Origin of the sequence: Psychromonas sp. SA13A (assembly GCF_011378715.1) — a bacterium.
GTDB lineage: Bacteria > Pseudomonadota > Gammaproteobacteria > Enterobacterales > Psychromonadaceae > Psychromonas.
Genome location: NZ_WTKU01000008.1, coordinates 82,364 through 104,178 on the forward strand (window position 1 = coordinate 82,364; position 21,815 = coordinate 104,178).

The following is a 21,815-nucleotide window of genomic DNA, read 5'->3' on the forward strand; positions in this document are numbered from 1 at the left end:
TTAAAGGCAAGGAATTTAAATGACAGCGTTAGGTTTTACTACAAAAATAGTACATGCAGATCATCAATTAGGATTAGAAGCAGGTGCCGTCCATGCTCCAATACATAACTCAGTACCATTTGGTTTTAAAGATGTTCAAGGGTTAATTGACGTATTTCAAGGTCAGCCTGGTCATGCTTATGCTCGCTCTTCAACACCCACTTTAGATGCTTTATGTAAAAAAATTCAAAAAATAGATAATGGTATAGCAACGGCTGTTTTTTCCTGTGGTATGTCAGCTATAGTGGCTACTTTTTTGACACTTTTAAAATCTGGTGATCATCTAATTTGTAGTCGATTTTTATTTGGCAATACAACGTCACTTTTAGGGACGTTACAGGACTATGGTATCGATGTAACATTAGTTGATGCAACAGATATCAATGATGTCACTGATGCGCTAAACAGTAATACTAAAATGGTTTTTGTAGAAACGATTGCTAATCCAGTAACCCAAGTGAGTGCGTTAGCTGAAATTGGCGATTTGTGTAAAGCAAATGGCCTCGTGTATGTTATTGATAATACAATCACTTCAAGTTATTTATTCGATGCGACTACCGTGAAAGCAAGTTTAATTGTTACTTCATTATCTAAATACGTTGCTGGTCATGGAAATGCGATGGGGGGCTCTGTTACAGATACTGGTTTATTTAATTGGGAAAACTATCCAAATATTTATGAAGGTTACCGGAAAGGTGATTCTAAAATGTGGGGGATCAGTCAAATTAAGAAAAAAGGATTACGTGATATGGGAGCTTGTTTAAGCTCACAGGGCGCACACCTTATTTCAGTTGGCAGTGAAACCATGGAGTTGCGCATGGATCGCCAAGCTATTAATACAATGGCGCTAGCTAAATTGTTAGATGCACATCCTAAAGTGGCTAAAGTGTATTACCCTGGTTTAGAAAATCATCCTCAACATCAACGTGCTAAAACATTATTTAATGGATATGGTGCGCTATTAAGCTTTGATTTAATTGATGGTATTGATTGTTGTGATTTTTTGAATAAATTAAATCTAGTTATTAGTGCAACACATCTAGGCGATAATCGTACCTTAGCATTACCCGTTGCTCCAACTATATACTTTGAAATGGGACTCGCGCTGCGTCAACAAATGGGGATCAGTGAGAATATGATCCGCTGTTCAATTGGCATTGAAAATACAGCTGACTTGATTGCTGACTTTGAACAAGCATTGGCATAATTAACAGTCATAAAAAAGAGGTTACGGCCTCTTTTTTGTATGTTCGGATTAATAGTAATGATGCATTTTATTGTTTTTGGCTTAAGTTTGTTATTCCTCTCCGTTGGCGTTATTGCAAAGGACAGTAATTCCGATGCAGAGTTAACAACAGTGGGGTATACACTTGCCAATTATGAAGTCTGTGAGTTATTAGCAAAACAAAACAATGACCCAGTGATGGGTTTTTATTATGCGCAAATGCATCAGTTAAGTGAGCTTGAATATCAAGGCTACACTGAAGGTAAATGGCAGGTAATTGAAAAAGAAAGAGCTAAAGCACTCTCTCTATTAAGGAAAGTGAGCAGCGCTAGTATGCTCCAGCTCTGCTCAAATAGGTTTGATCCTGTTTCTCGTCAGCATTATCAAATAAAATTATCTGAACAATAAAGTGAAGAGTAAGGCTGATATTAAGACAGTCAATAATTATTAGCTGTCAGTAGATATTTTGCCTGTATAATTAACTTACTTTACTCTTCTTTAACTTCACCCCAGACAGCCGCAGGATCAACCATTGTTGATTTTTGCTCGGCAGACTCAGTTGCTTTCTTTTGTTTTGGTTTTACTTTTACGGCTTCAATTGCAGGCGTTTCTTCAGATTCTTTTTTTACTTCTGCTTTTTTAACTCGTATTATATTACCCGCTAATTTATATCCATTTAATTGTTTAATAGCAGCTTTTGCTTCACCTACTTTAGGCATTTCAACAAAAGCAAACCCCTTTGAAGCACCTGTTTCTTTATCTAATACCAGATTACAAGATTGTATATTACCGTGCTCTTTAAACAGGGACAGTAGTTTTTCTTCGGTGGTGGCTTTTGCTAGATTACGGACTAATAATTTCATTGGAACTCACTTAATTGGATAATTTCTCTTATTTTAGCAGGAAGTTAAATCGATTGCTGATTAAAGCGTAATGAATAAAGCTTATAGGCTATTTTTAATAAAAGATGTAATAAAAAGGTGCGTATTCATTTCGTGTGATCAATTTTATTAGTTGAAATAGATGATTCAAGTAATAAACATTTTATTGTTCGACAATGCACCTGTTAGGTGAATCTACGTTCAGAATGGCTGAATTTTTTGTTGATATTTACCTTTTATCACAGGCGCTATTATTTCGATGTTCCAGGATGAAAAAACGTTTTTATTGAACTAACTGTAGGCATAATAAAAATACATATTAACCCTAAGTTAACCTTGCAAAGATTATAATGGTGGACACCAGATCAGAATAATAGAAATGAAAGTCGTGATTATAGCAAGCAGTTAAGTTTACAGCTTCACTGTGCTGTATTGCTTCACTTATGTACTGTTGAGGTTATTTCAATTGAGATTGAAAGCCGACTTAACGGTATTATTTGAGCACTTTTTACAAACAGATTACACCTTATCAAAATACCCAATTATCTTTAATAAAAATTCAAGTGGAGAAAAAATTGAAACAAGTACAGCCAATTTTAGGGCGTAAAGGCACATTGCTATTTTTAGTCATCATTAGTGCTTTCCCTCCGCTAACGATGGACCTATACCTGCCCGCATTGCCGCAGATGGTCGAGGTATTAAATACTAATCAATCGATGGTCAATTTAACGTTAAGTGCCTATTTTGTTACCTATGCAATAGGGTTACTCTTTTGGGGGCCTTTAAGTGAAAAATTTGGCCGTAAACCGATCCTATTAACCGGTATCCTTATTTATATTATTGCCAGTGTATTTTGTGGTTTATCGACTTCAGTTGAACATTTAATTTTTTCTCGTATTGTCCAAGCTTTTGGTGGTAGTGCTATCACAGTGGTCGCTACCGCGATCATTAAAGATCTTTATGATGGTAGAGAGCGCGAGAAAATAATGGCAACGATTATGTCATTAGTGATTATTGCTCCCATGGTTGCTCCAGTTTTGGGGGCATTTTTATTAAAAGTTGCTTCTTGGCACATGATGTTTTATACGCTTGCTGCATTTGGTGTGTTTGCTACGTTATTTGCACTATGTTACCGCGAAACACTTGCCACTCGATATACTGGCTCTGTATTGCGTTCATGGGGGCGTTTGGGAACAGTATTAAAAAATCCTCAATTTATTTCATTGTTAGCCATTTTTTCGATTGTACCAATGGCTCTAATGGCTTTTTTAGCCGCTGGTTCTTACATCTATATTAATGACTTTGGACTAACTGAGCAGGAATTTAGTTATGCATTTGCCTTTAATGCCTTTTTTGCTTCATTTGGACCGGTTATTTATATCAAGTTATCAAAAGTCATTAACGTACAAAAAATCATTACAGGTTGTTTTTTACTATTAACGGTTTGTGGCTGTGTAACTTACACCTACGGATATACTTCACCCTGGTTATTTGCTTTCTTAGCGGGACCTGCCACGTTATCTGTGATCATGATGAGGATACCTGGCACTAATCTTATGTTAGATCAACATGATAGCGATACTGGCTCAGTTGTCGCTATTATACAATTTTTAAGCATGATCTTTGGCGCATTGGGAATGACATTAGTATCGTTACGTCCTGAGTCATTGATCGAAAATCTAGGCTTAATTCAATTAATTATTGGCCTGACAGGGGGAGGGCTTTGGTTATTGATAAAAAACAGTCCTCATGTTGCTGATAAGTTAGTTAAAGTAGCTGGTTAAGCCATTAATTATGCAGTTTATCTTTATGGCGGTGTTGCTGTTATAGAGTAAGGGCGGCTAAAAGTGTTTTAGCCGCGATTCATAGTAAGGTGTTTATTGCAACTGCTTATCTGTTAGGGGTATGTTTTGTGTAGCTAAGCGATTTAAAGCGTCCTTTTGTTGTAAAATTGAACGTAATAGGAAATGAATTAGTTTTCTCAATTTGCTATAGTTCAGCGAAATTTACAAATCACTCATTTTCGCAAAATATAATTATGTACATAGCTATGCGCGTAACAGTGCATGTAGTTATCTACATATTAAGAGAAAACTAAAAATGGCAGACGCTAAGTTCTTAGAAGCCGTCAACTGTAGACGCACATTCGCAATCATATCTCACCCTGATGCTGGTAAAACAACGATCACAGAAAAAGTACTTTTATTCGGAAATGCGTTACAAAAAGCAGGAACAGTTAAAGGTAAAAAGTCTGGACAACATGCAAAGTCTGACTGGATGGAGATGGAAAAAGACCGCGGTATTTCTATCACTACATCGGTAATGCAATTTCCCTATGGCGGTGGCTTAGTTAACTTACTTGATACGCCTGGGCATGAAGATTTCTCTGAAGATACTTACCGTACGCTAACAGCAGTTGACTCATGTTTAATGGTTATTGATGCCGCAAAAGGTGTTGAGCAACGTACTATTAAATTAATGGAAGTAACCCGTTTACGTGATACACCAATTATCACTTTCATGAATAAATGTGACCGTGATACACGTGATCCCGTTGATTTAATGGATGAGGTTGAAGACGTACTTAATATTGCCTGTGCACCTATTACTTGGCCAATTGGCATGGGTAAAGAATTTAAAGGTGTTTACCATATATTACGTGATGAAGTTATTTTATATGAATCAGGGCAAGGCCATACTATCCAAGATGTTCGTATCATTAAAGGATTGAATAACCCTGAAGTGGATAAAGCAATACCTAACCATGCTGATGATTTGCGTGAAGAAATGGAGTTAGTAATAGGTGCATCTAATGAATTTGATCAGGCTCTGTTTTTATCTGGTGAGTTAACTCCTGTATATTTTGGTACGGCATTAGGTAACTTTGGTGTCGACCATGTCTTAGATGGTTTAGTTGAATGGGCTCCAAAGCCATTGCCAAGAGAAACAGTGCAACGTGTTGTAGAGCCTACAGAAGAAGCATTTTCCGGTTTTATCTTTAAAATTCAAGCTAACATGGACCCGAAGCATCGTGACCGTATTGCATTTATGCGTATTTGCTCTGGTAAATATGAGAAAGGCATGAAAATGCATCACGTGCGTACTGGTAAAATGGTCAGTATTTCAGATGCGGTAACCTTTATGGCCGGTGACCGAGCTGCAGCAGAAGAATCATTTTCTGGTGATATTATTGGTTTACATAACCACGGTACCATTCAAATCGGCGATACATTTACTACTGGTGAAGATCTTAAATTTACTGGTATTCCAAACTTCGCCCCTGAAATGTTCCGTCGCATCCGTTTAAAAGATCCTTTAAAACAAAAACAATTGTTGAAAGGATTAATGCAATTATCTGAAGAGGGTGCTGTTCAAGTGTTCCGTCCATTACGTAGTAACGATTTGATTGTTGGTGCTGTTGGAGTATTGCAGTTCGAAGTGGTTGTACAGCGCTTAAAATCAGAATATAAAGTGGATGCTATTTACGAAGGTATTAGTGTTGCCACCGCATTATGGGTGGATTGCGAAAATCCAGTTAAAATGGCTGAATTCGAGAAAAAAGCATTCGATAACTTAGCATTAGATGGCAGTAATAATTTAACTTACGTTGCACCAACAATGGTCAACTTAAACTTAGCTATTGAACGTTATCCGGATGTGCGTTTCCGTAAGACGCGTGAACACTAATTAGATATTATCTATTAGATACGTTTATTCGATATTGTTTATTAGGCCTTCTTTATTAGTTATTGTTAATTAGCTAATTGCTTTGGAAAAACTGAAAAGGTTTTATTCTAGATAAACTGATGCAGATAAACAGCTAATAGTCACAACAATAAAGCGTCTCAGGGCGCTTTTTTCTTTTTATTCCTCCCATCATATGTTGTTTATCTCCCTTTTAAATATCCTTACCCAGCCCTTCTGTAGACGGTGTCGTTATTTTTATATAAATTTTCTTTTCTGAGTTTATATCTCGACGTATTATAGAATAATGCCATGATCAATCATTGTAGGCCCTTACAGCAAGGTGGAATATGTTTATTGATAGTCATTGTCACTTTAATTTTGAACACTTTAAAGTTAATCGTAAATTACTTATGTTTGCACTTAATAATGCTCACATTAATAAACTCGTTATTCCTGGTACAGATGCGCAACGTTGGCCTGAAATTATCCAATTAACTGAGCAATATGAGGGGTTATATTTTGCGTTAGGGCTTCATCCTCATTTTTTAACTGATTTCGAACCACAACAACTTATACAACTTGAACACCTATTAACTAAAACGTGTCAACAATCAGGAAGTAAATGTGTTGCCCTAGGTGAAATTGGTCTAGATAAGCTCATTGATAGCGATTTAGCCTTACAAGAAAGCGTGTTCTTAGCGCAACTTGCCATTGCCCAGTCATTAAAGCTTCCGGTTATTTTACACGTCGTAAAAACACAATCCCGAGTACTGGATCTATTGAAACAGGTAAATTTTAGCTATGGAGGGGTTTACCATGCATTTTCAGGGAGCGCGGAAATAGCCAAAGAGTTCATTAAATTAGGTTTTAAGTTAGGTATCGGAGGTGTGATCACTTATCCGAGTGCTAAAAAAACCAGAAGTGCATTACAACAATTGCCTCTTTCTAGCCTAATATTAGAAACCGATGCCCCTGATATGCCTGTATATCAACAAATTGCGACAAATAACTCCCCTGCTAATTTACCGATCATCTTTAATGCACTTTGTGAACTACGTGAAGAGTCAGCAAGCGTGCTTGAACACCAAGTTTATAATAACACCTTAAGCATTTTCTCTATAGACGATGACTAATGCTACTAACTAGCGTAAAATAGCCGCTTTTCTAAATACAGTTAGTGAAACATTGTTTCCAGAATAAGGTGATGGTTAATGACTCAATATCCAATGACAGCAAAAGGCGCTGATATTTTGCGTGCTGAATTAGAGCAATTAAAAACAGTAAAACGTCCTGAAATTGTTCACGCTATTGCTGAAGCCCGTGAACATGGTGATTTAAAAGAGAATGCTGAATACCATGCTGCGCGTGAGCAACAAGGGTTTTGTGAGGGCCGCATTCAAGATATCGAAGCAAAGTTATCAAATGCACAAATTATTGATGTAAGTAAAATTGCCAACAATGGTAAAGTTATTTTTGGTGCAACAGTAACGATTGTTAATGCAGAAACAGACGAAGAAGTTACGTATCAAATCGTTGGTGATGATGAATCTGATATTAAAAAGAACTTAATTTCAATCAACTCTCCGATTGCACGTGGTTTAATTGGAAAAAGTGTGGATGATGAAATATCAATTACAACACCGGGTGGTGTGATTGATTATGATATTATCAAAGTTGATTATATTGCTTTGTAATAGATAATAAAAAGCCCAGAATATCTGGGCTTTTTATTACAAAAATAGTATTAAACGTAAATTATTTACGTGGTAATTCTATTTTCTTAGCTTCACTTGGGCGGAATAAAACAACTATATGTCCAATTTTAGCAATCGCTAGTGATTCTGTTTCACGCACAATCGCATCGATAATGAGTTGTTTAGTTTCACGATCATCTGTCGCTATTTTTACTTTAATTAATTCATGGTGGCTAATAGCGTTTTCAATCTCAGCTAATACACCTTCGGTTAAGCCATTTTGTCCCAGTAATACAACTGGTTTTAAAGGATGAGCTAAACCTTTTAAAAATTGTTTCTGTTTGTTTGATAATTTCATGCAAATATCTTTCATTAAGGGTTGAAAACGGTTCATTCTACCCTTAAATATTAACCTTTACTATTTAGATTATTATTTATCCTAACTATTCATCCACTAAAGGAAGTAATTGTGGCAAAACCAGACAGTACAAATCGTCTTAAAAAGAGTGCATCGGGCAGTTCAAAGAGGTGGATGCATGAGCATGTAAATGATTTTTATGTGAAAGAAGCTAATAAACAAGGTTTACGTTCACGTGCTGTTTTTAAATTGGATGAAATTAACGGTAAAGACAAACTTATCCGCTCTGGTATGACTGTGGTCGATTTAGGCGCAGCACCGGGAAGTTGGTCACAATGGGCTGTTGATAAAGTGGGTTCAAAGGGAAAAGTGATTGCCTGTGATATATTACCAATGGATTCAATTGCAGGTGTTGATTTTTTACAAGGCGATTTTCGTGAAGAAGTGGTCTTAAATGCATTGCTAGAACGTATTGGTGATAATAAAGTTGATGTGGTGTTATCGGATATGGCACCAAATATGAGTGGTAACACTGGTATTGATCAACCAAAATCGATGTATTTAGTTGAGCTAGCATTAGAAATGTGCCGTGATGTACTTGTGAAAGACGGTAGTTTTATCGTTAAAGTATTTATGGGAGCAGAGTATGAATTCTATATTAACGAAGTGCGAAAACTATTTAAATCCGTCAAAACAAGAAAACCAGATTCTTCAAGAGCAAGATCGCGAGAAGTTTATTTAGTGGCGACTGGTTTTAAACTGTAGTAATCTGATTTAATATTATATTCTTTTCATTTTTAACACGAGGTTTACATCTTGAACGATATGGCAAAAAACCTGATATTGTGGTTAGTCATCGCAGTAGTCTTAATGTCTTTATTCCAAGGCTTTGGATCAGACGAAACAAAAAAATCACAAATCGACTACACCACTTTTAATAAAGAAGTAAGCCAAGGGCAGATCCAACAAGTACAAATTAATGGACAAGAAATTAAAGGTTTAAAAAGTAACCAAACTCCGTTTGTTACTTATATTCCTGCGCCAGATTTAGACTTAATGAATTACCTTATTAAAAATGATGTAAAAGTAGAAGGAACACCTCCAGAAGAAACTAGTTTCTTAGCGTCTATTTTTGTTTCGTGGTTCCCTATGCTGTTATTAATTGGTGTTTGGATCTTCTTTATGCGCAACATGCAAGGTGGCGGTAAAGGCGGCGCAATGTCATTTGGTAAGAGTAAAGCTAAATTGATGAGCGAAGACCAAATTAAAACAACATTTGCTGATGTCGCTGGTTGTGATGAAGCCAAAGAAGATGTTGTGGAGCTGGTCGATTACTTAAAAGATTCAACTAAATTCCAAAAATTAGGCGGACGTATTCCAACTGGGGTTTTATTAGTTGGTCCTCCTGGTACAGGTAAAACACTTTTAGCTAAAGCGATTGCTGGTGAAGCTAAAGTACCATTCTTCTCAATCTCAGGTTCTGATTTTGTTGAAATGTTTGTCGGTGTTGGTGCATCTCGTGTGCGTGATATGTTTGAACAAGCTAAAAAATCGGCACCTTGTATCATCTTTATCGATGAAATTGATGCAGTCGGTCGTGCTCGTGGTGCTGGTATGGGTGGTGGTAATGATGAACGTGAGCAAACATTAAACCAAATGCTAGTTGAAATGGATGGTTTCGAAGGTAATGAAGGTATTATTGTGGTTGCTGCGACGAACCGTCCAGATGTACTCGATGCGGCCTTATTACGTCCAGGTCGTTTTGACCGTCAAGTTGTTGTTGGTTTACCTGATGTACGTGGTCGTGAACAAATTCTAAAAGTGCATATGCGTAAAATACCGCTGGATGAAGATGTGAAAGCAACCGTCTTAGCGCGTGGTACACCTGGTTTCTCTGGTGCCGATTTAGCTAACTTAGTTAATGAAGCTGCATTGTTTGCTGCACGTGGTAACAAACGCACTGTGTCAAAAGAAGACTTTGAACAAGCGCGTGATAAAATATTAATGGGCTCTGAACGTCGTAGTTTGGTGATGACAGTTAAAGATAAAGAGTCAACTGCTTATCATGAAGCGGGACATGCAATCGTGGCTAAATTAGTACCACAGCATCATCCAATTCATAAAGTAACGATTATTCCTCGTGGACGTGCTTTAGGGGTAACTCAGTTCTTGCCTGAAGGCGATCAAATTTCTCAAAACAAAGATGAGTTAGAAAGTAGTATTTCGGTTGCCTATGGTGGTCGTATTGCTGAAGAGCTTATTTATGGCGCACAAAAAGTATCAACGGGTGCGTCACAGGATATTAAACAAGCCTCTGCTATTGCACGAGCAATGGTTACGGAGTGGGGTTTCTCTGAGAAATTAGGACCTATTCTATTAACAGGTGAACAAGGTAGCTTACGTTCTAATGTTGTCTCACATGAAACGGGTAAAGTGATTGATGATGAAGTAAAACTATTTATCGATACTAACTATAAACGCGCTTTCAAGTTATTAAGTGACAATATTGATATTTTACATGCAATGAAAGAAGCATTAATGAAATATGAGACTATCGATGCCAATCAAGTTGATGACTTAATGGCGCGTGTAACTGTTCGTCCTCCAAGTGATTGGGATGATGAAAAAGAAGTTGAGTCACTTAAAGAGAAAAAATCGACTATCGATATGGTTAAACCAGAGAAATCGACAATTGATATGGATAAGTCTGAAAAATCTAATATCAATATGGTTAGACCTGAGAAAAAGAAAGTAGATACTGAAAAAGATGTTGATCTTGAAAAACCTGCAGATGTTGAAAAACCAGAAACGGTGGAAACAACTGACACGGTAACTGATCAGGATAAAGACAATAAATAAAGTATTTATTGTCTCATTTCTCTAAAAAAACCTAAGCTTGCTTAGGTTTTTTTTAATCTTAATTCTGGCTAATAAAAGTACACTGTAATGATATTAACTAACGGTAAAAAAATACTTAACCTTGAATACCCCCAAATAATGGGTATTTTGAATGTCACACCGGATTCATTTTCCGATGGTGGACAGTATGCTCATATTGAACAAGCTGTTTCTCGTGCTAAAGAGATGATTGAGCAGGGGGCAACGATTATTGATATCGGCGGCGAATCAACGCGTCCTGGTGCAAGTGATGTTTTATTAAATGAAGAGCTAGAACGGGTTATTCCTGTCATTGATGCCATTAAAAAAGAACTTAATTGCTGGATTTCTGTTGATACTAGCAAAGCAAAAGTGATGACGGAAGCTGTCCAAGCGGGCGCTGATATCATCAACGATATACGGGCATTACGAGAAGAGGGAGCGTTAAAAGCTGCCGTTGATGCTGGAGTGCCTGTTTGCTTAATGCATATGCAAGGACAACCAAGAAGTATGCAAACAGCACCTGATTATCAAGATGTAGTTGCTGAAGTAAAAACATTTTTAATGGACCGCAGCAAGACCTGTATTGACGCTGGTATTAAGGCTGAAAATATTATTCTCGATTTAGGTTTTGGTTTTGGAAAGTCTTTACAGCATAATTTTGAATTGTTAAATGCTACGCAGGAATTTATGGCGCTAGGTTTTCCTGTGTTGACAGGCGTTTCTCGTAAATCAATGTTTGGACAGCTTTTAAATCGTGATATAAATGGGCGATTAGCAGGAAGCTTAGCTGGGGCAATGATTGCCATGCAGCAGGGTTCAAAAATAATTCGGGTTCATGATGTTGCTGAGACGGTTGATGTTATGAAAGTATTAAAGCAGATAAATACTTTTAATTAACTTATTGGTATTAGCCAATGACACCGATTAAATGCTCTATTTTACTGACTAACATGACTTGATTTGGTTGTAAGTTTTACAAGTGACTCAATCATTTGTATCAGTTTACACCTTAAACTAAGACTTTTAATGCAAAAAGTTAGAGTGCTTATTATTTGAATTCAAGATGCAATTACTATTACTTATTATAATAAGAGCTTTTCAATGAAGAAAAAATATTTTGGTACTGATGGTATTCGCGGCAAAGTTGGTGAATTTTTAATTACCCCTGAATTTGCATTAAAGCTAGGTTGGGCTGTTGGCCGAGTCTTAGCTAAATCTGGTAATAAAAAAGTATTAATTGGTAAAGATCCGCGAATTTCAGGTTATATGCTCGAAGCCGCACTCCAAGCAGGGCTTACTTCTGCAGGTGTTATTCCTGTTTTAATGGGGCCGATGCCTACCCCAGCTGTTGCTTACTTAACACATACTTTCCGTGCTACTGCTGGCATCGTAATTAGTGCTTCTCATAATCCATATTATGATAACGGTATTAAATTCTTCTCTGAGGAAGGACTTAAATTATCTGAAAAAGTAGAGTTAGAAATTGAAGCTGAAATTGATAAAGAATTAATTTGCGTCGATTGTAGCGAAATGGGGAAGGCTTATCGTATTAATGATGCGGCAGGTCGCTATATTGAGTTTTGTAAAAGTACTTTTCCTTCTCAGTATGATTTAAGTGGTCTTAAAATTGTTGTCGATTGTGCTAATGGCGCAACCTATCATATTGCTCCGTTAGTGATCAGTGAATTAGGTGCAGAAGTGATTACCATGGGCGTTCAGCCAAATGGTATTAATATTAATTTAAATTGCGGTGCTACTAGTATGGCTGCAATTGCTGAACGTGTGATCAATGAAAAAGCTGATTTTGGTATCGCATTTGATGGTGACGGCGATCGTGTGATGATGGTTGACCATACTGGGTATGTACTTGACGGCGATGAGATATTGTACATTATCGCACGCGATAAATTACGTAAAGGTACTTTAAATGGTGGGGCAGTGGGCACAATAATGTCCAACCTTGGTTTGGAGCAAGCATTAAAAACATTAGGTATTCCTTTCGATCGTTCTGATGTGGGTGATCGCCATGTCATGGAACTCATGAAAAAAAATGGTTGGAGTATTGGTTCAGAAATATCAGGTCATGTTATTTGCGCCGATTATTTAGCAACAGGTGATGGTATTGTTTCTGGTTTACAAGTGATCAGTGCGATGCAAGGTAGCCGAATGAATTTGCATGATTTACGACAAGGTATACGTAAATATCCTCAGATTGTTGAGAGTGTTCGCTATAATAATCAAATAGATCCGTTACAGGATAAAGACGTGTTAGAAGAACTGTCTCGTATCAAAGGGTTATTAGGCAACCGTGGTCGTGTTTTATTGAGAAAGTCAGGTACCGAGCCTGTTTTTAGAGTTATGGTTGAAGCCGATGAAAGTGAAGAGCAAGTTATCGCTTATGCAAAATCATTAGCGAGTAAAGTAAAAATTTAAGTGGGTATACACAACTCAAAATAATAAAGTCTGTTTTAAATACTGTTAAAATAGAAAATGTTGATGCTTTTTTATGCGGTTTTGTAAAGAAGCACCAACAGTTATTAATTTGTATTAATATTCACTTGTGATCCGCACTTGCATTGGGTAGTATTCGTCCGCTTCTTTGTGAGAGCATAAAGTTTTAATAAGATAAATTAGGTAATATAAATATGTATGAAATACTGTTAGTTGTTTATTTAATTGTTTCAATTATTTTAGTTGGTTTTGTTTTAATCCAACAAGGTAAGGGAGCAGGCATGGGTGCATCATTTGGCTCTGGCGCTTCTAATACAGTATTTGGTGCAGGTGGTTCTGGTAACTTCATGACCCGTACTACGGGTATCTTAGCATTAGCATTTTTTGTATTAAGCTTAGTACTAGGTAACCTTTCTACGCATAAAGTATCTGTAAATGATGACTTTTCAAACCTAGCGGTTGAAGAAGTTGTAGAAGTACCTGTTGAAGTAGATACCTCGACTCAGATTCCTGAGTAATATTTTTAAAGCGGATATGGTGGAATTGGTAGACACGCAGCCTTGAGGGGGCTGTGGCTTAGGCCGTGAGAGTTCAAGTCTCTCTATCCGCACCAAACATTAGATTTTAGATTGCACTGAGATCACACTTTATATATAATGACCTCGTTTTCAGCGTGATAGAAAATAAAAAGTATTCTTACTTAGATAAAGTTTTAGTTTAGATGTTAATTAAACATTTAAATAATAGTTCGGACGCGAGATGGAGCTGTCATTTGGCTCGTCGGGCTCGTTCTTTATAAGAAAAGGCGAAGGTCGTAGGTTCAAATCCTGCTCTCGTAACAAGTGTTCTCACTTAGATAAAGTTTTAATTTAAATGTTAATTAAACATTTGAATAATAGTTCGGACGCGAGATGGAGCAGTCTGGTAGCTCGTCGGGCTCATAACCCGAAGGTCGTAGGTTCAAATCCTGCTCTCGCAACCACATTTTAGTGTATGTTTTAAGAAAAGCTCATCGGGCTCAACTCTTAATAAAACACTGGCGAAGGTCGTAGGTTCAAATCCTGCTCTCGCAACCACATTTTAGTGTATGTTTTAAGGGAAGCTCGTCGGGCTTGACTCTTAATAAAACACTGGCGAAGGTTGTAGTTGTTAAATTGAACTCCCTGAACCACATTCGATATTGTAGTTTCCTATCGCAATATCTGTTTGATTCAATCAAACAAAACGAATGAAGCTCCAATTTATTGGGGCTTTTTTGTTATTTGCGTATTTGATTTTGTATTTAATACGTTTAACTGACAACTTATGTTTATCAAAAATAAACATAAGTTGTTATTTGAAATAGGGCTATATGCCCTTTTTTTGTTTCTGAAAGGGGATAGATTTGGCAAGTTTAGAAGAGCGTCTAACTGAAATGTTAGCGCCAAGTGTTGAAGATCTTGGCTATGAGTTAGTGGGCATTGAATACGTTCGTGCGGGTAAACACTCCACATTACGTGTTTATATTGACCAAGAAGAAGGTATTTTAGTAGATGACTGTGCAGCTGTAAGCCGCCAAGTCAGTGCTATTATGGATGTTGAAGATCCAATCACTAACGAATACACACTAGAAGTATCTTCTCCGGGATTAGAAAGACCACTATTTAATGCGGCACAATATGCTGCGTTTTTAGGTGAAGAAGTAAAAATACAACTACGTATGCCGATTCAAAATCGTCGTAGATGGAAAGGTGTGATCAGCAATGTCGATGGTGAAATCATTTGTATTGCAGTAGAGGGTAAAGAAGAGCGTTTTGCGCTGAGTAATATCCAAAAAGCGAACATAGTTCCGAAATTTGATTAATTAAGGCGTTAAAAATGAATAATAAAGAAATTTTATTGGTTGTTGAAGCTGTTTCAAATGAAAAAGGCTTACCAAGAGAAGCGATTTTTGAAGCATTGGAAAGTGCACTGGCTATTGCAACAAAGAAGAAGTACGAATTAGAAATTGAAGTGCGCGTTGACATTGATCGTGAAACTGGACATTTTGATACTTTCCGTCGTTGGTTAGTATTAGAGTCAGATGCTGAAATGGAAAATCCCGCAAAAGAGATGACTTTTGAAGCTGCTCAATATGATAGCCCTGAGATCCAAGTTGGCGAATTTATTGAAGATGAAATTGATTCTGTTACTTTTGACCGAATTACAACACAAACTGCAAAACAAGTTATCGTACAAAAAGTACGTGAAGCTGAGCGTGCACAAGTTGTTGCACAATATGCAGAAAAAGAAGGTGAATTAATCACTGGTGTTGTTAAACGTATGACACGTGATAGCATCTTATTAGATCTTGGTAACAATGCAGAAGCGGTTATTTTCCGTGATGAAATGCTACCTCGTGAAAATTTCCGTCCAGGTGACCGTTTACGTGGTTTGTTGTTTGCTGTTCGCCCTGAAGCTCGTGGCGCTCAATTGTTTATGACACGTACACAACCTGAAGTATTAGTTGAGTTGTTCCGCTTAGAAGTGCCAGAAATTGCGGAAGAGATGATCGACTTAATGGGTGCTGCTCGCGATCCTGGTTCACGTGCAAAAATTGCAGTGAAATCAAATGACCAACGTATCGACCCAATCGGTGCTTGCGTAGGTATGCGTGGCGCACGTGTACAAGCGGTTTCAAATGAGCTAGGCGGAGAGCGTGTTGATATTATCCTTTGGGATGAGAATCCAGCACAATTTGCAATCAATGCAATGGCGCCGGCTGAAGTAGCATCAATTGTTGTTGATGAAGATACACACAGCATGGATATTGCTGTAGAAGAAGAAAACTTAGCACAAGCAATTGGCCGTAATGGTCAAAATATTCGTTTAGCATCACAACTGACTGGTTGGGTATTAAATGTAATGACTGTAGCGGAATTAAAAACTAAGCATCAAGCTGAAGCGGATGGCGTAATTTCATTATTTACGTCAGCATTAGAGGTTGATGAAGACTTTGCTGGTGTATTAGTTGAAGAAGGTTTTAGTTCTCTAGAAGAAATTGCCTATGTTCCAGCTGATGAGTTACTAGCGATTGACGGTTTTGATGAAGAGATGGTTGAAGAGTTACGTACTCGAGCTAAAGATGTATTAGCGACAAAAGCACTTGCTGAAGAAGAAAGTTTAGAAGGTGCAAAACCAGCTGATGATTTATTAGCACTTGAAGGCTTAGAGCCGCACCTTGCATTTGTATTAGCAAGTAAAGGTGTAATTACGTTAGAAGACTTAGCAGAGCAAGCTGTTGATGATCTACTAGAGATTGAAAAACTAGATGCAGAAAAAGCAGCAGAGCTAATTATGGCTGCACGTAATATCTGTTGGTTTAGTGAAGATGCTTAATAGCGTCAGTATGGAGAAATAAATAATGTCAGAAATTCTATTAAAAGACCTCGCTAAAGACTTAAATAAATCTGAAGATACTTTAGTTAAACAGTTTGCCGATGCAGGTATAACTAAAAAAGCAAGTGATTCAGTGAGTGTTGAAGAAAAAGAAAAATTAACTACTTATTTGCAAAAGCAACACGGTGGCGAACAAAAACAAAAAATGACTTTACAACGTAAAACAAAAACAACGTTAAATGTTAAAGGTCAATCAAACGCTGTCAATGTTGAAGTGCGTAAAAAACGTACTTTTGTAAAGCGTAGTGATGAAGAAATTCAAGCTGAAAGAGCTGCTGAGCAAGCATTAAAAGTAGAGGCTGAAGCTAAAATTCAAGCTGAACTTGATGCTAAAAAAGAACAAGCTGAAAAAGTATTAGCTGAAAAAATGGCAGCTAAGAAAGAAGCCGAAGCAAAAGCAAAAGCTGCTGCAGTAGCAAATAAGCAAAAACAAGCCGCTGCTAAGTCAACTAAAACAGATGAACAGCTGCAACTTGAAAAAGAAGAAGCTGATCTGCAGAAGAAAGCAGAAACAGAAGCGCTAGCTAAAATTGAAAAAGAAGCGGTACTACAAGCTGAGAATGCTAAAAAACTAGCTGAAGAAAATGCTGCACGTTGGGCTAAAGAAGAAGCAGACCGTAAAGCTGCTGAAGGTGCAGATTACCATGTAACTACATCATCAGAAGCGCGTGCTGCAGAAGATTCAGTTGATGCTAAAGCGGAAGGTCCAACACACCGTAAAAAGAAAAAGAAAGCGGTTGCTGATAAACCACTTGAAACACCTTACTCACGTCGTAATAACCGTAATAATCGTCGTGGTAAAAAAGGTGCAACAGCAACGCCATCTGCATTACAACAAGCGTTTGAAAAACCAGCCGCTAAAGTTGAACGTGACGTTAAAATTGGTGAAACGATTACGGTTGCAGAACTAGCAAGTAAAATGGCTGTTAAAGCAACTGAAGTGATCAAGGTAATGATGAAGATGGGTGCTATGGCAACTATCAACCAAGTTATCGACCAAGAAACAGCGACTATTGTAGCTGAAGAAATGGGTCACAAAGTTATCCTAACGAAAGAAAATGAGTTAGAAGAATCAGTACTAGCTGAAGCACAACAAGGTGGTGAGAAAACATCTCGTGCGCCAGTTGTTACTATCATGGGGCACGTTGACCACGGTAAAACTTCATTACTAGATTACATTCGTCGCGCTAAAGTTGCTGACGGTGAAGCAGGTGGTATTACACAGCATATCGGTGCTTACCATGTAGATACTGATAAAGGTATGATTTCATTCCTAGATACTCCTGGACATGCGGCGTTTACGTCGATGCGTTCTCGTGGTGCTAAAGCAACGGATATCGTTGTACTAGTAGTAGCGGCGGATGATGGTGTTATGCCACAAACTATCGAAGCGATTCAACATGCCAAAGCTGCGGGTGTTCCGCTAATGGTGGCAGTGAATAAAATCGATAAAGAAGGGGCAGATTTTGACCGTGTTAAAACTGAACTTTCACAGCATGATGTTATTTCTGAAGAATGGGGTGGTGAAAATATCTTCTCATTCGTATCTGCGAAAGTAGGTACTGGTGTTGATGAATTATTAGATAGCATCTTATTACAAGCTGAAATGTTAGATTTATCAGCTGTTTCAACGGGTCCTGCATCTGGTGTTGTTATTGAATCTCGTCTTGATAAAGGTCGTGGTCCAGTTGCATCTATTCTAGTACAGCAAGGCGAACTGAAACAGGGTGATATCGTACTTTGTGGTCTTGAATACGGACGTGTTCGAGCAATGCGTGATGAGAATGGTAATCCAATCGAATCTGCTGGTCCGTCTATTCCAGTTGAAGTTTTAGGTTTGTCTGGTGTTCCACAAGCGGGTGATGAAGCAACCGTTGTTAAAGATGAGAAAAAAGCACGAGAAGTTGCATTATACCGTCAAGGTAAATTCCGTGATATTAAACTTGCTCGTCAACAAAAAGCGAAACTTGAAAACATGTTCTCTAACATGGAATCTGGCGAAGTATCTGAGCTTAACTTAGTACTTAAAGCGGATGTACAAGGTTCACTTGAAGCAATCTGCGAGTCACTAAACAAACTATCTACTGATGAAGTTAAAGTTAACATTATCGGCCGTGGTGTTGGTGGTATTACTGAAACTGACGCTTCATTAGCATCAGCTTCTGGGGCAATCGTAATCGGCTTTAACGTTCGTGCTGATGCATCTGCGCGTAAGTTAATCGATAACGAAGCAGTTGAACTACGTTACTACAGTATTATCTACGACTTAATTGACGAAGTACGTGCTGCAATGAGTGGTTTATTAGCACCTGAGTTTAGACAAGAAATCACAGGTGTTGCTGATGTACGTGAAGTATTTAAATCTCCTAAGATCGGCGCAATCGCTGGTTGTATGGTGACAGAAGGTACTATTAAACGTAACAACCCAATTCGTGTACTACGTGAAAACGTGGTTATTTACGAAGGTGTACTTGAATCACTACGTCGCTTTAAAGATGACGCAACTGAAGTACGTAATGGTGTTGAATGTGGTATCGGTGTTAAGAACTACAACGATGTACGCGTAGGCGACCAAATAGAAGTATTTGAAATTATTGAAGTTAAACGTACTTTATAATTTCAATTTATAAATAATGATTAATAATGGGGGCTTTTGCCTCCATTCTCATTTAAAACAGCGCTTAATAAGTGCTGTGCTAGGAGTTAAAAATGGCAAAAGAATATAGCCGTGCTTCTCGAGTTTCTCAGCAAGTACAAAAAGAACTTGCTCGAATCTTACAACAAGAAGTGAAAGATCCACGCATTGGAATGGTGACTATTTCTGGTGTTGATATTACCCGTGACCTTGCTTATGCAACGGTATACGTAACCTTTTTTACTATTGGTGAACAGACAAACGATGAATCATTAAAGGGCTTAAATGCTGCTGCTGGTTATATCCGTCGTTTACTGGGTAAAGCAATGAAATTACGTATTGTTCCTGAAGTACGTTTTTGCTTTGACGAAACACTAACTGAAGGTTTACGTATTTCTGAATTAGTAAGCGGTGCAGTGAAAAACGATAAAGTTAAGCTTAAAGAAGCTGGCCGTGAAGAAGACGAGCTAGAAGCAACAGAAGAAGAGGAAGCGAAGTAATGGCAAAACGTGGAAAGGGTCGCCCGATCAATGGCATCGTATTATTAGATAAACCTACGGACATCAGTTCCAATCATGCATTACAACGTGTAAAACGAATTTTCTTTGCTCAAAAAGCAGGTCATACCGGTGCATTAGATCCACTTGCTACTGGTATGTTACCTGTTTGTTTAGGTGAAGCGACTAAGTTCTCGCAGTTCTTATTAGATTCAGATAAGCGTTATACCGTGACCGCTACTTTAGGTATTCGCACCGATACCAGTGACTCGCAAGGTGATGTGGTATGTGAAAAACCAGTTTCGGTAACGCAACAACAACTCGATACTGCATTAGATACTTTTCGCGGCGATATCATGCAAGTTCCTTCAATGTATTCAGCATTGAAATTTGAAGGAAAACCACTATATAAGTACGCACGTGAAGGTATTACGATTGATCGTCCTGCTCGTCCTATTACGGTTTATGAAATTAATCAGCTACGTTTCGAAGAAAATGAAATTGATCTTGATATTCATGTTAGTAAAGGTACCTACATTAGAACAATTGTAGATGACCTGGGGGAATTATTAGGTTGTGGCGCACATGTGTCGATGTTACGCCGTACACAGGTTGCAGACTATCCTTATGAACGCATGATCACTATTGACGAGCTCGAAGCGTTAATTGAGCAAGCTAAAGAAGAAGATGTTAGTCCTTATGACTTGTTGGATCCGCTATTGTTAGAAATGGATACTGCAGTTAAAAACTATCCTGAAGTTAATATTTCAGATGAGATGGGCGCTTATGTTTTACATGGCCAACCAGTACAAGTATTTGGTGCGCCAGATAATACGATTGTTAGGATCACTGTTGGTGAGCAGCATACTTTCATTGGTGTTGGTGAAATGAACGATGATGGTTTAATTGCACCGAAACGTTTAGCAAATTTAGATCTTTAAAATAAAGCTGAGATTTTTAAACAAAGCTCAGCATTTTAAATGAAATTTATATTGAAATAGATTGGCATAGTTAAGATGACTAAAATAGATTTTTCTCAAATAAATAAAACTGCCGCTGACTCTTTTAATCAGCAGCGTAATGTAATCAAACGCCTTGCTAAGGGCAAAACAGTACTTTGCGAGCAATGCCAGCAACCGTTAACGTTGACTGTCATCAGTGAAGGCGAAAGTGGTGTGCAATGCAGTAAAGGTTGTACCCTGATAAATTTAGAACTCGATAGTTAATCGGTCGAAAAAGGTAGGTTTTATGAGCTCAGAATTATATTTTATTTACGACTCTCATTGCCCATGGAGTTATGCTGCAACGCCTTTGGTTGTTGCTTTAACTGAAGCATTTCCTGAGATGGAATTACATGCTTGGCATTGTGCTAATTACGATGGTGGTAATAGCGTTGGCTTTAATACCATTAAAGCGGTTGAGAGAGAAAGTGATGTGACTTTTTCACAGGAATATGTGCGTTTTGCGGATAGCCCTAAAAATAGTATTATCAGCGCGAATCTATTAACTTGGATTGCAACTAAACAGTCAGACAAGTTTTTACCCGTTTTACAAGCTTTACAATATGAACACTTTGTTAGCGGTAACTCTTTAGGTAAAAAGATAGACTTTAATGAGTTAGCTGAAGATCTTAAGTTATCAATTCCAAACAAAGTATTTAAAGAAGAATTAAGCAAAGATGCGATGTTTGTGCAATCTGAAATTATTGATTTACAAGCTTTTATGGGAACAGCTGCTTTCCCCGCATTGTTATTAGTACATAATGACAACGCCGTATTATTGAATCATGCTCAATATATTGGTGCGCCTGAAAGCATTGTGGCAGATGTACAAAAACAACTACAAGACTAAACCTTTTATTTATAAATACAGCTGGTTTTATAAATACTAATAGTTCTATAAATAGTCTACTGGTTTTATCTAAGTGAAATAATGGATAGCATTATTTCACTTTCTAATCCTCAATTTCTTTTTTTCAACGTTTATTTACTGTATTTCTAATAAGTTATACGGTGAAATGATATATTCCATTATTTCTTTTTTAATCGTAA

20 protein-coding genes, 2 tRNA genes and 1 pseudogene are annotated in these 21,815 nt (G+C 37.5%); 21 read left to right on the forward strand and 2 right to left on the reverse strand.

Annotated elements, in window-relative coordinates; translation table 11 throughout:
- Positions 1 to 19: 19 nt before the first annotated feature.
- Both GQR44_RS09510 and GQR44_RS09515 read left to right on the forward strand, forming a co-directional pair.
- Positions 20 to 1,246, forward strand: coding sequence for a cystathionine gamma-synthase family protein (locus tag GQR44_RS09510; protein ID WP_166371599.1), 1,227 nt, complete (start codon positions 20 to 22; stop codon positions 1,244 to 1,246).
- 57 nt (positions 1,247 to 1,303) lie between these two features.
- Positions 1,304 to 1,672: a hypothetical protein gene (locus GQR44_RS09515; RefSeq protein WP_166371600.1), complete on the forward strand. Its 369-nt coding sequence runs from the start codon at positions 1,304 to 1,306 to the stop codon at positions 1,670 to 1,672.
- Between the two features lie 80 nt (positions 1,673 to 1,752).
- On the opposite strand, the gene GQR44_RS09520 is transcribed toward GQR44_RS09515, so the two are convergent.
- Complete coding sequence (locus tag GQR44_RS09520) at positions 1,753 to 2,127, reverse strand: RNA-binding protein (RefSeq protein ID WP_166371601.1); 375 nt, start codon at positions 2,125 to 2,127, stop codon at positions 1,753 to 1,755.
- A 593-nt stretch (positions 2,128 to 2,720) separates the two neighbouring features.
- Here GQR44_RS09520 and GQR44_RS09525 point away from each other — a divergent pair.
- The 4 genes from GQR44_RS09525 to greA all read left to right on the forward strand — a co-directional run bounded on the left by GQR44_RS09525 (position 2,721) and on the right by greA (position 7,526).
- Entirely contained in the window at positions 2,721 to 3,929 is a 1,209-nt protein-coding gene (locus GQR44_RS09525) for a multidrug effflux MFS transporter (RefSeq protein ID WP_166371602.1), read from the forward strand.
- A gap of 316 nt (positions 3,930 to 4,245) precedes the next feature.
- Complete coding sequence (prfC, locus tag GQR44_RS09530; protein ID WP_166371603.1) at positions 4,246 to 5,832, forward strand: peptide chain release factor 3; 1,587 nt, start codon at positions 4,246 to 4,248, stop codon at positions 5,830 to 5,832.
- A gap of 347 nt (positions 5,833 to 6,179) precedes the next feature.
- Positions 6,180 to 6,965, forward strand: a complete 786-nt coding sequence (locus tag GQR44_RS09535; protein ID WP_166371604.1) for a TatD family hydrolase — start codon at positions 6,180 to 6,182, stop codon at positions 6,963 to 6,965.
- Positions 6,966 to 7,043: 78 nt separating this feature from the next.
- Positions 7,044 to 7,526, forward strand: a complete 483-nt coding sequence (gene greA / locus GQR44_RS09540) for a transcription elongation factor GreA (RefSeq protein WP_028867983.1) — start codon at positions 7,044 to 7,046, stop codon at positions 7,524 to 7,526.
- Between the two features lie 61 nt (positions 7,527 to 7,587).
- Here the strand turns inward: greA and yhbY are convergent, their stop codons facing one another.
- Positions 7,588 to 7,884: a ribosome assembly RNA-binding protein YhbY gene (gene yhbY, locus GQR44_RS09545; protein ID WP_028867984.1), complete on the reverse strand. Its 297-nt coding sequence runs from the start codon at positions 7,882 to 7,884 to the stop codon at positions 7,588 to 7,590.
- A 111-nt stretch (positions 7,885 to 7,995) separates the two neighbouring features.
- Here yhbY and rlmE point away from each other — a divergent pair, with 111 nt between their 5' ends.
- The 15 genes and pseudogenes from rlmE to GQR44_RS09620 all read left to right on the forward strand — a co-directional run bounded on the left by rlmE (position 7,996) and on the right by GQR44_RS09620 (position 21,615).
- On the forward strand, positions 7,996 to 8,649 hold the full coding sequence (rlmE, locus tag GQR44_RS09550; protein ID WP_166371605.1) for a 23S rRNA (uridine(2552)-2'-O)-methyltransferase RlmE: 654 nt from the start codon (positions 7,996 to 7,998) through the stop codon (positions 8,647 to 8,649).
- Positions 8,650 to 8,709: 60 nt separating this feature from the next.
- On the forward strand, positions 8,710 to 10,743 hold the full coding sequence (ftsH, locus tag GQR44_RS09555; RefSeq protein WP_166371668.1) for an ATP-dependent zinc metalloprotease FtsH: 2,034 nt from the start codon (positions 8,710 to 8,712) through the stop codon (positions 10,741 to 10,743).
- A gap of 87 nt (positions 10,744 to 10,830) precedes the next feature.
- Positions 10,831 to 11,661 carry a dihydropteroate synthase gene (folP, locus tag GQR44_RS09560; protein WP_166371606.1) on the forward strand — a complete coding sequence of 277 codons (831 nt, stop codon included), beginning with the start codon at positions 10,831 to 10,833 and terminating at the stop codon, positions 11,659 to 11,661.
- A 204-nt stretch (positions 11,662 to 11,865) separates the two neighbouring features.
- Positions 11,866 to 13,197 (forward strand): phosphoglucosamine mutase, encoded by a 1,332-nt coding sequence (gene glmM, locus GQR44_RS09565; protein ID WP_166371607.1) that lies wholly within the window; start codon positions 11,866 to 11,868, stop codon positions 13,195 to 13,197.
- Positions 13,198 to 13,409: 212 nt separating this feature from the next.
- Positions 13,410 to 13,733, forward strand: coding sequence for a preprotein translocase subunit SecG (gene secG, locus GQR44_RS09570; protein WP_166371608.1), 324 nt, complete (start codon positions 13,410 to 13,412; stop codon positions 13,731 to 13,733).
- 10 nt (positions 13,734 to 13,743) lie between these two features.
- Positions 13,744 to 13,828: transfer RNA gene (locus GQR44_RS09575), tRNA-Leu, on the forward strand.
- 140 nt (positions 13,829 to 13,968) lie between these two features.
- Positions 13,969 to 14,054 (forward strand): annotated as a pseudogene (locus GQR44_RS09580).
- Positions 14,055 to 14,120: 66 nt separating this feature from the next.
- A tRNA-Met gene (locus GQR44_RS09585) sits at positions 14,121 to 14,197 on the forward strand.
- A gap of 402 nt (positions 14,198 to 14,599) precedes the next feature.
- Entirely contained in the window at positions 14,600 to 15,058 is a 459-nt protein-coding gene (gene rimP / locus GQR44_RS09590; protein ID WP_166371609.1) for a ribosome maturation factor RimP, read from the forward strand.
- A gap of 14 nt (positions 15,059 to 15,072) precedes the next feature.
- Positions 15,073 to 16,572: a transcription termination factor NusA gene (gene nusA, locus GQR44_RS09595; protein WP_166371610.1), complete on the forward strand. Its 1,500-nt coding sequence runs from the start codon at positions 15,073 to 15,075 to the stop codon at positions 16,570 to 16,572.
- A gap of 25 nt (positions 16,573 to 16,597) precedes the next feature.
- Positions 16,598 to 19,249: a translation initiation factor IF-2 gene (gene infB / locus GQR44_RS09600; RefSeq protein ID WP_166371611.1), complete on the forward strand. Its 2,652-nt coding sequence runs from the start codon at positions 16,598 to 16,600 to the stop codon at positions 19,247 to 19,249.
- A 92-nt stretch (positions 19,250 to 19,341) separates the two neighbouring features.
- Positions 19,342 to 19,767 (forward strand): 30S ribosome-binding factor RbfA, encoded by a 426-nt coding sequence (rbfA, locus tag GQR44_RS09605; RefSeq protein WP_028867992.1) that lies wholly within the window; start codon positions 19,342 to 19,344, stop codon positions 19,765 to 19,767.
- Positions 19,767 to 20,705: a tRNA pseudouridine(55) synthase TruB gene (truB, locus tag GQR44_RS09610; RefSeq protein ID WP_166371612.1), complete on the forward strand. Its 939-nt coding sequence runs from the start codon at positions 19,767 to 19,769 to the stop codon at positions 20,703 to 20,705. The genes rbfA and truB overlap by 1 nt, the downstream gene beginning before the upstream one ends.
- Before the next feature lie 75 nt (positions 20,706 to 20,780).
- Positions 20,781 to 20,990: a hypothetical protein gene (locus GQR44_RS09615; RefSeq protein ID WP_166371613.1), complete on the forward strand. Its 210-nt coding sequence runs from the start codon at positions 20,781 to 20,783 to the stop codon at positions 20,988 to 20,990.
- Positions 20,991 to 21,012: 22 nt separating this feature from the next.
- Positions 21,013 to 21,615 (forward strand): protein-disulfide isomerase, encoded by a 603-nt coding sequence (locus GQR44_RS09620; RefSeq protein WP_166371614.1) that lies wholly within the window; start codon positions 21,013 to 21,015, stop codon positions 21,613 to 21,615.
- Positions 21,616 to 21,815 lie beyond the last annotated feature (200 nt).

Coding starts and splice junctions, on each gene's coding strand:
- GQR44_RS09510 (WP_166371599.1), top strand. CDS start 20: ATGACAGCGTTAGGTTTTACTACAAAAATAGTACATGCAGATCATCAA.
- GQR44_RS09515 (WP_166371600.1), top strand. CDS start 1,304: ATGATGCATTTTATTGTTTTTGGCTTAAGTTTGTTATTCCTCTCCGTT.
- GQR44_RS09520 (WP_166371601.1), bottom strand. CDS start 2,127: ATGAAATTATTAGTCCGTAATCTAGCAAAAGCCACCACCGAAGAAAAA.
- prfC (WP_166371603.1), top strand. CDS start 4,246: ATGGCAGACGCTAAGTTCTTAGAAGCCGTCAACTGTAGACGCACATTC.
- GQR44_RS09535 (WP_166371604.1), top strand. CDS start 6,180: ATGTTTATTGATAGTCATTGTCACTTTAATTTTGAACACTTTAAAGTT.
- greA (WP_028867983.1), top strand. CDS start 7,044: ATGACTCAATATCCAATGACAGCAAAAGGCGCTGATATTTTGCGTGCT.
- yhbY (WP_028867984.1), bottom strand. CDS start 7,884: ATGAAATTATCAAACAAACAGAAACAATTTTTAAAAGGTTTAGCTCAT.
- ftsH (WP_166371668.1), top strand. CDS start 8,710: ATGGCAAAAAACCTGATATTGTGGTTAGTCATCGCAGTAGTCTTAATG.
- folP (WP_166371606.1), top strand. CDS start 10,831: ATGATATTAACTAACGGTAAAAAAATACTTAACCTTGAATACCCCCAA.
- glmM (WP_166371607.1), top strand. CDS start 11,866: ATGAAGAAAAAATATTTTGGTACTGATGGTATTCGCGGCAAAGTTGGT.
- secG (WP_166371608.1), top strand. CDS start 13,410: ATGTATGAAATACTGTTAGTTGTTTATTTAATTGTTTCAATTATTTTA.
- nusA (WP_166371610.1), top strand. CDS start 15,073: ATGAATAATAAAGAAATTTTATTGGTTGTTGAAGCTGTTTCAAATGAA.
- infB (WP_166371611.1), top strand. CDS start 16,598: ATGTCAGAAATTCTATTAAAAGACCTCGCTAAAGACTTAAATAAATCT.
- rbfA (WP_028867992.1), top strand. CDS start 19,342: ATGGCAAAAGAATATAGCCGTGCTTCTCGAGTTTCTCAGCAAGTACAA.
- truB (WP_166371612.1), top strand. CDS start 19,767: ATGGCAAAACGTGGAAAGGGTCGCCCGATCAATGGCATCGTATTATTA.
- GQR44_RS09615 (WP_166371613.1), top strand. CDS start 20,781: ATGACTAAAATAGATTTTTCTCAAATAAATAAAACTGCCGCTGACTCT.
- GQR44_RS09620 (WP_166371614.1), top strand. CDS start 21,013: ATGAGCTCAGAATTATATTTTATTTACGACTCTCATTGCCCATGGAGT.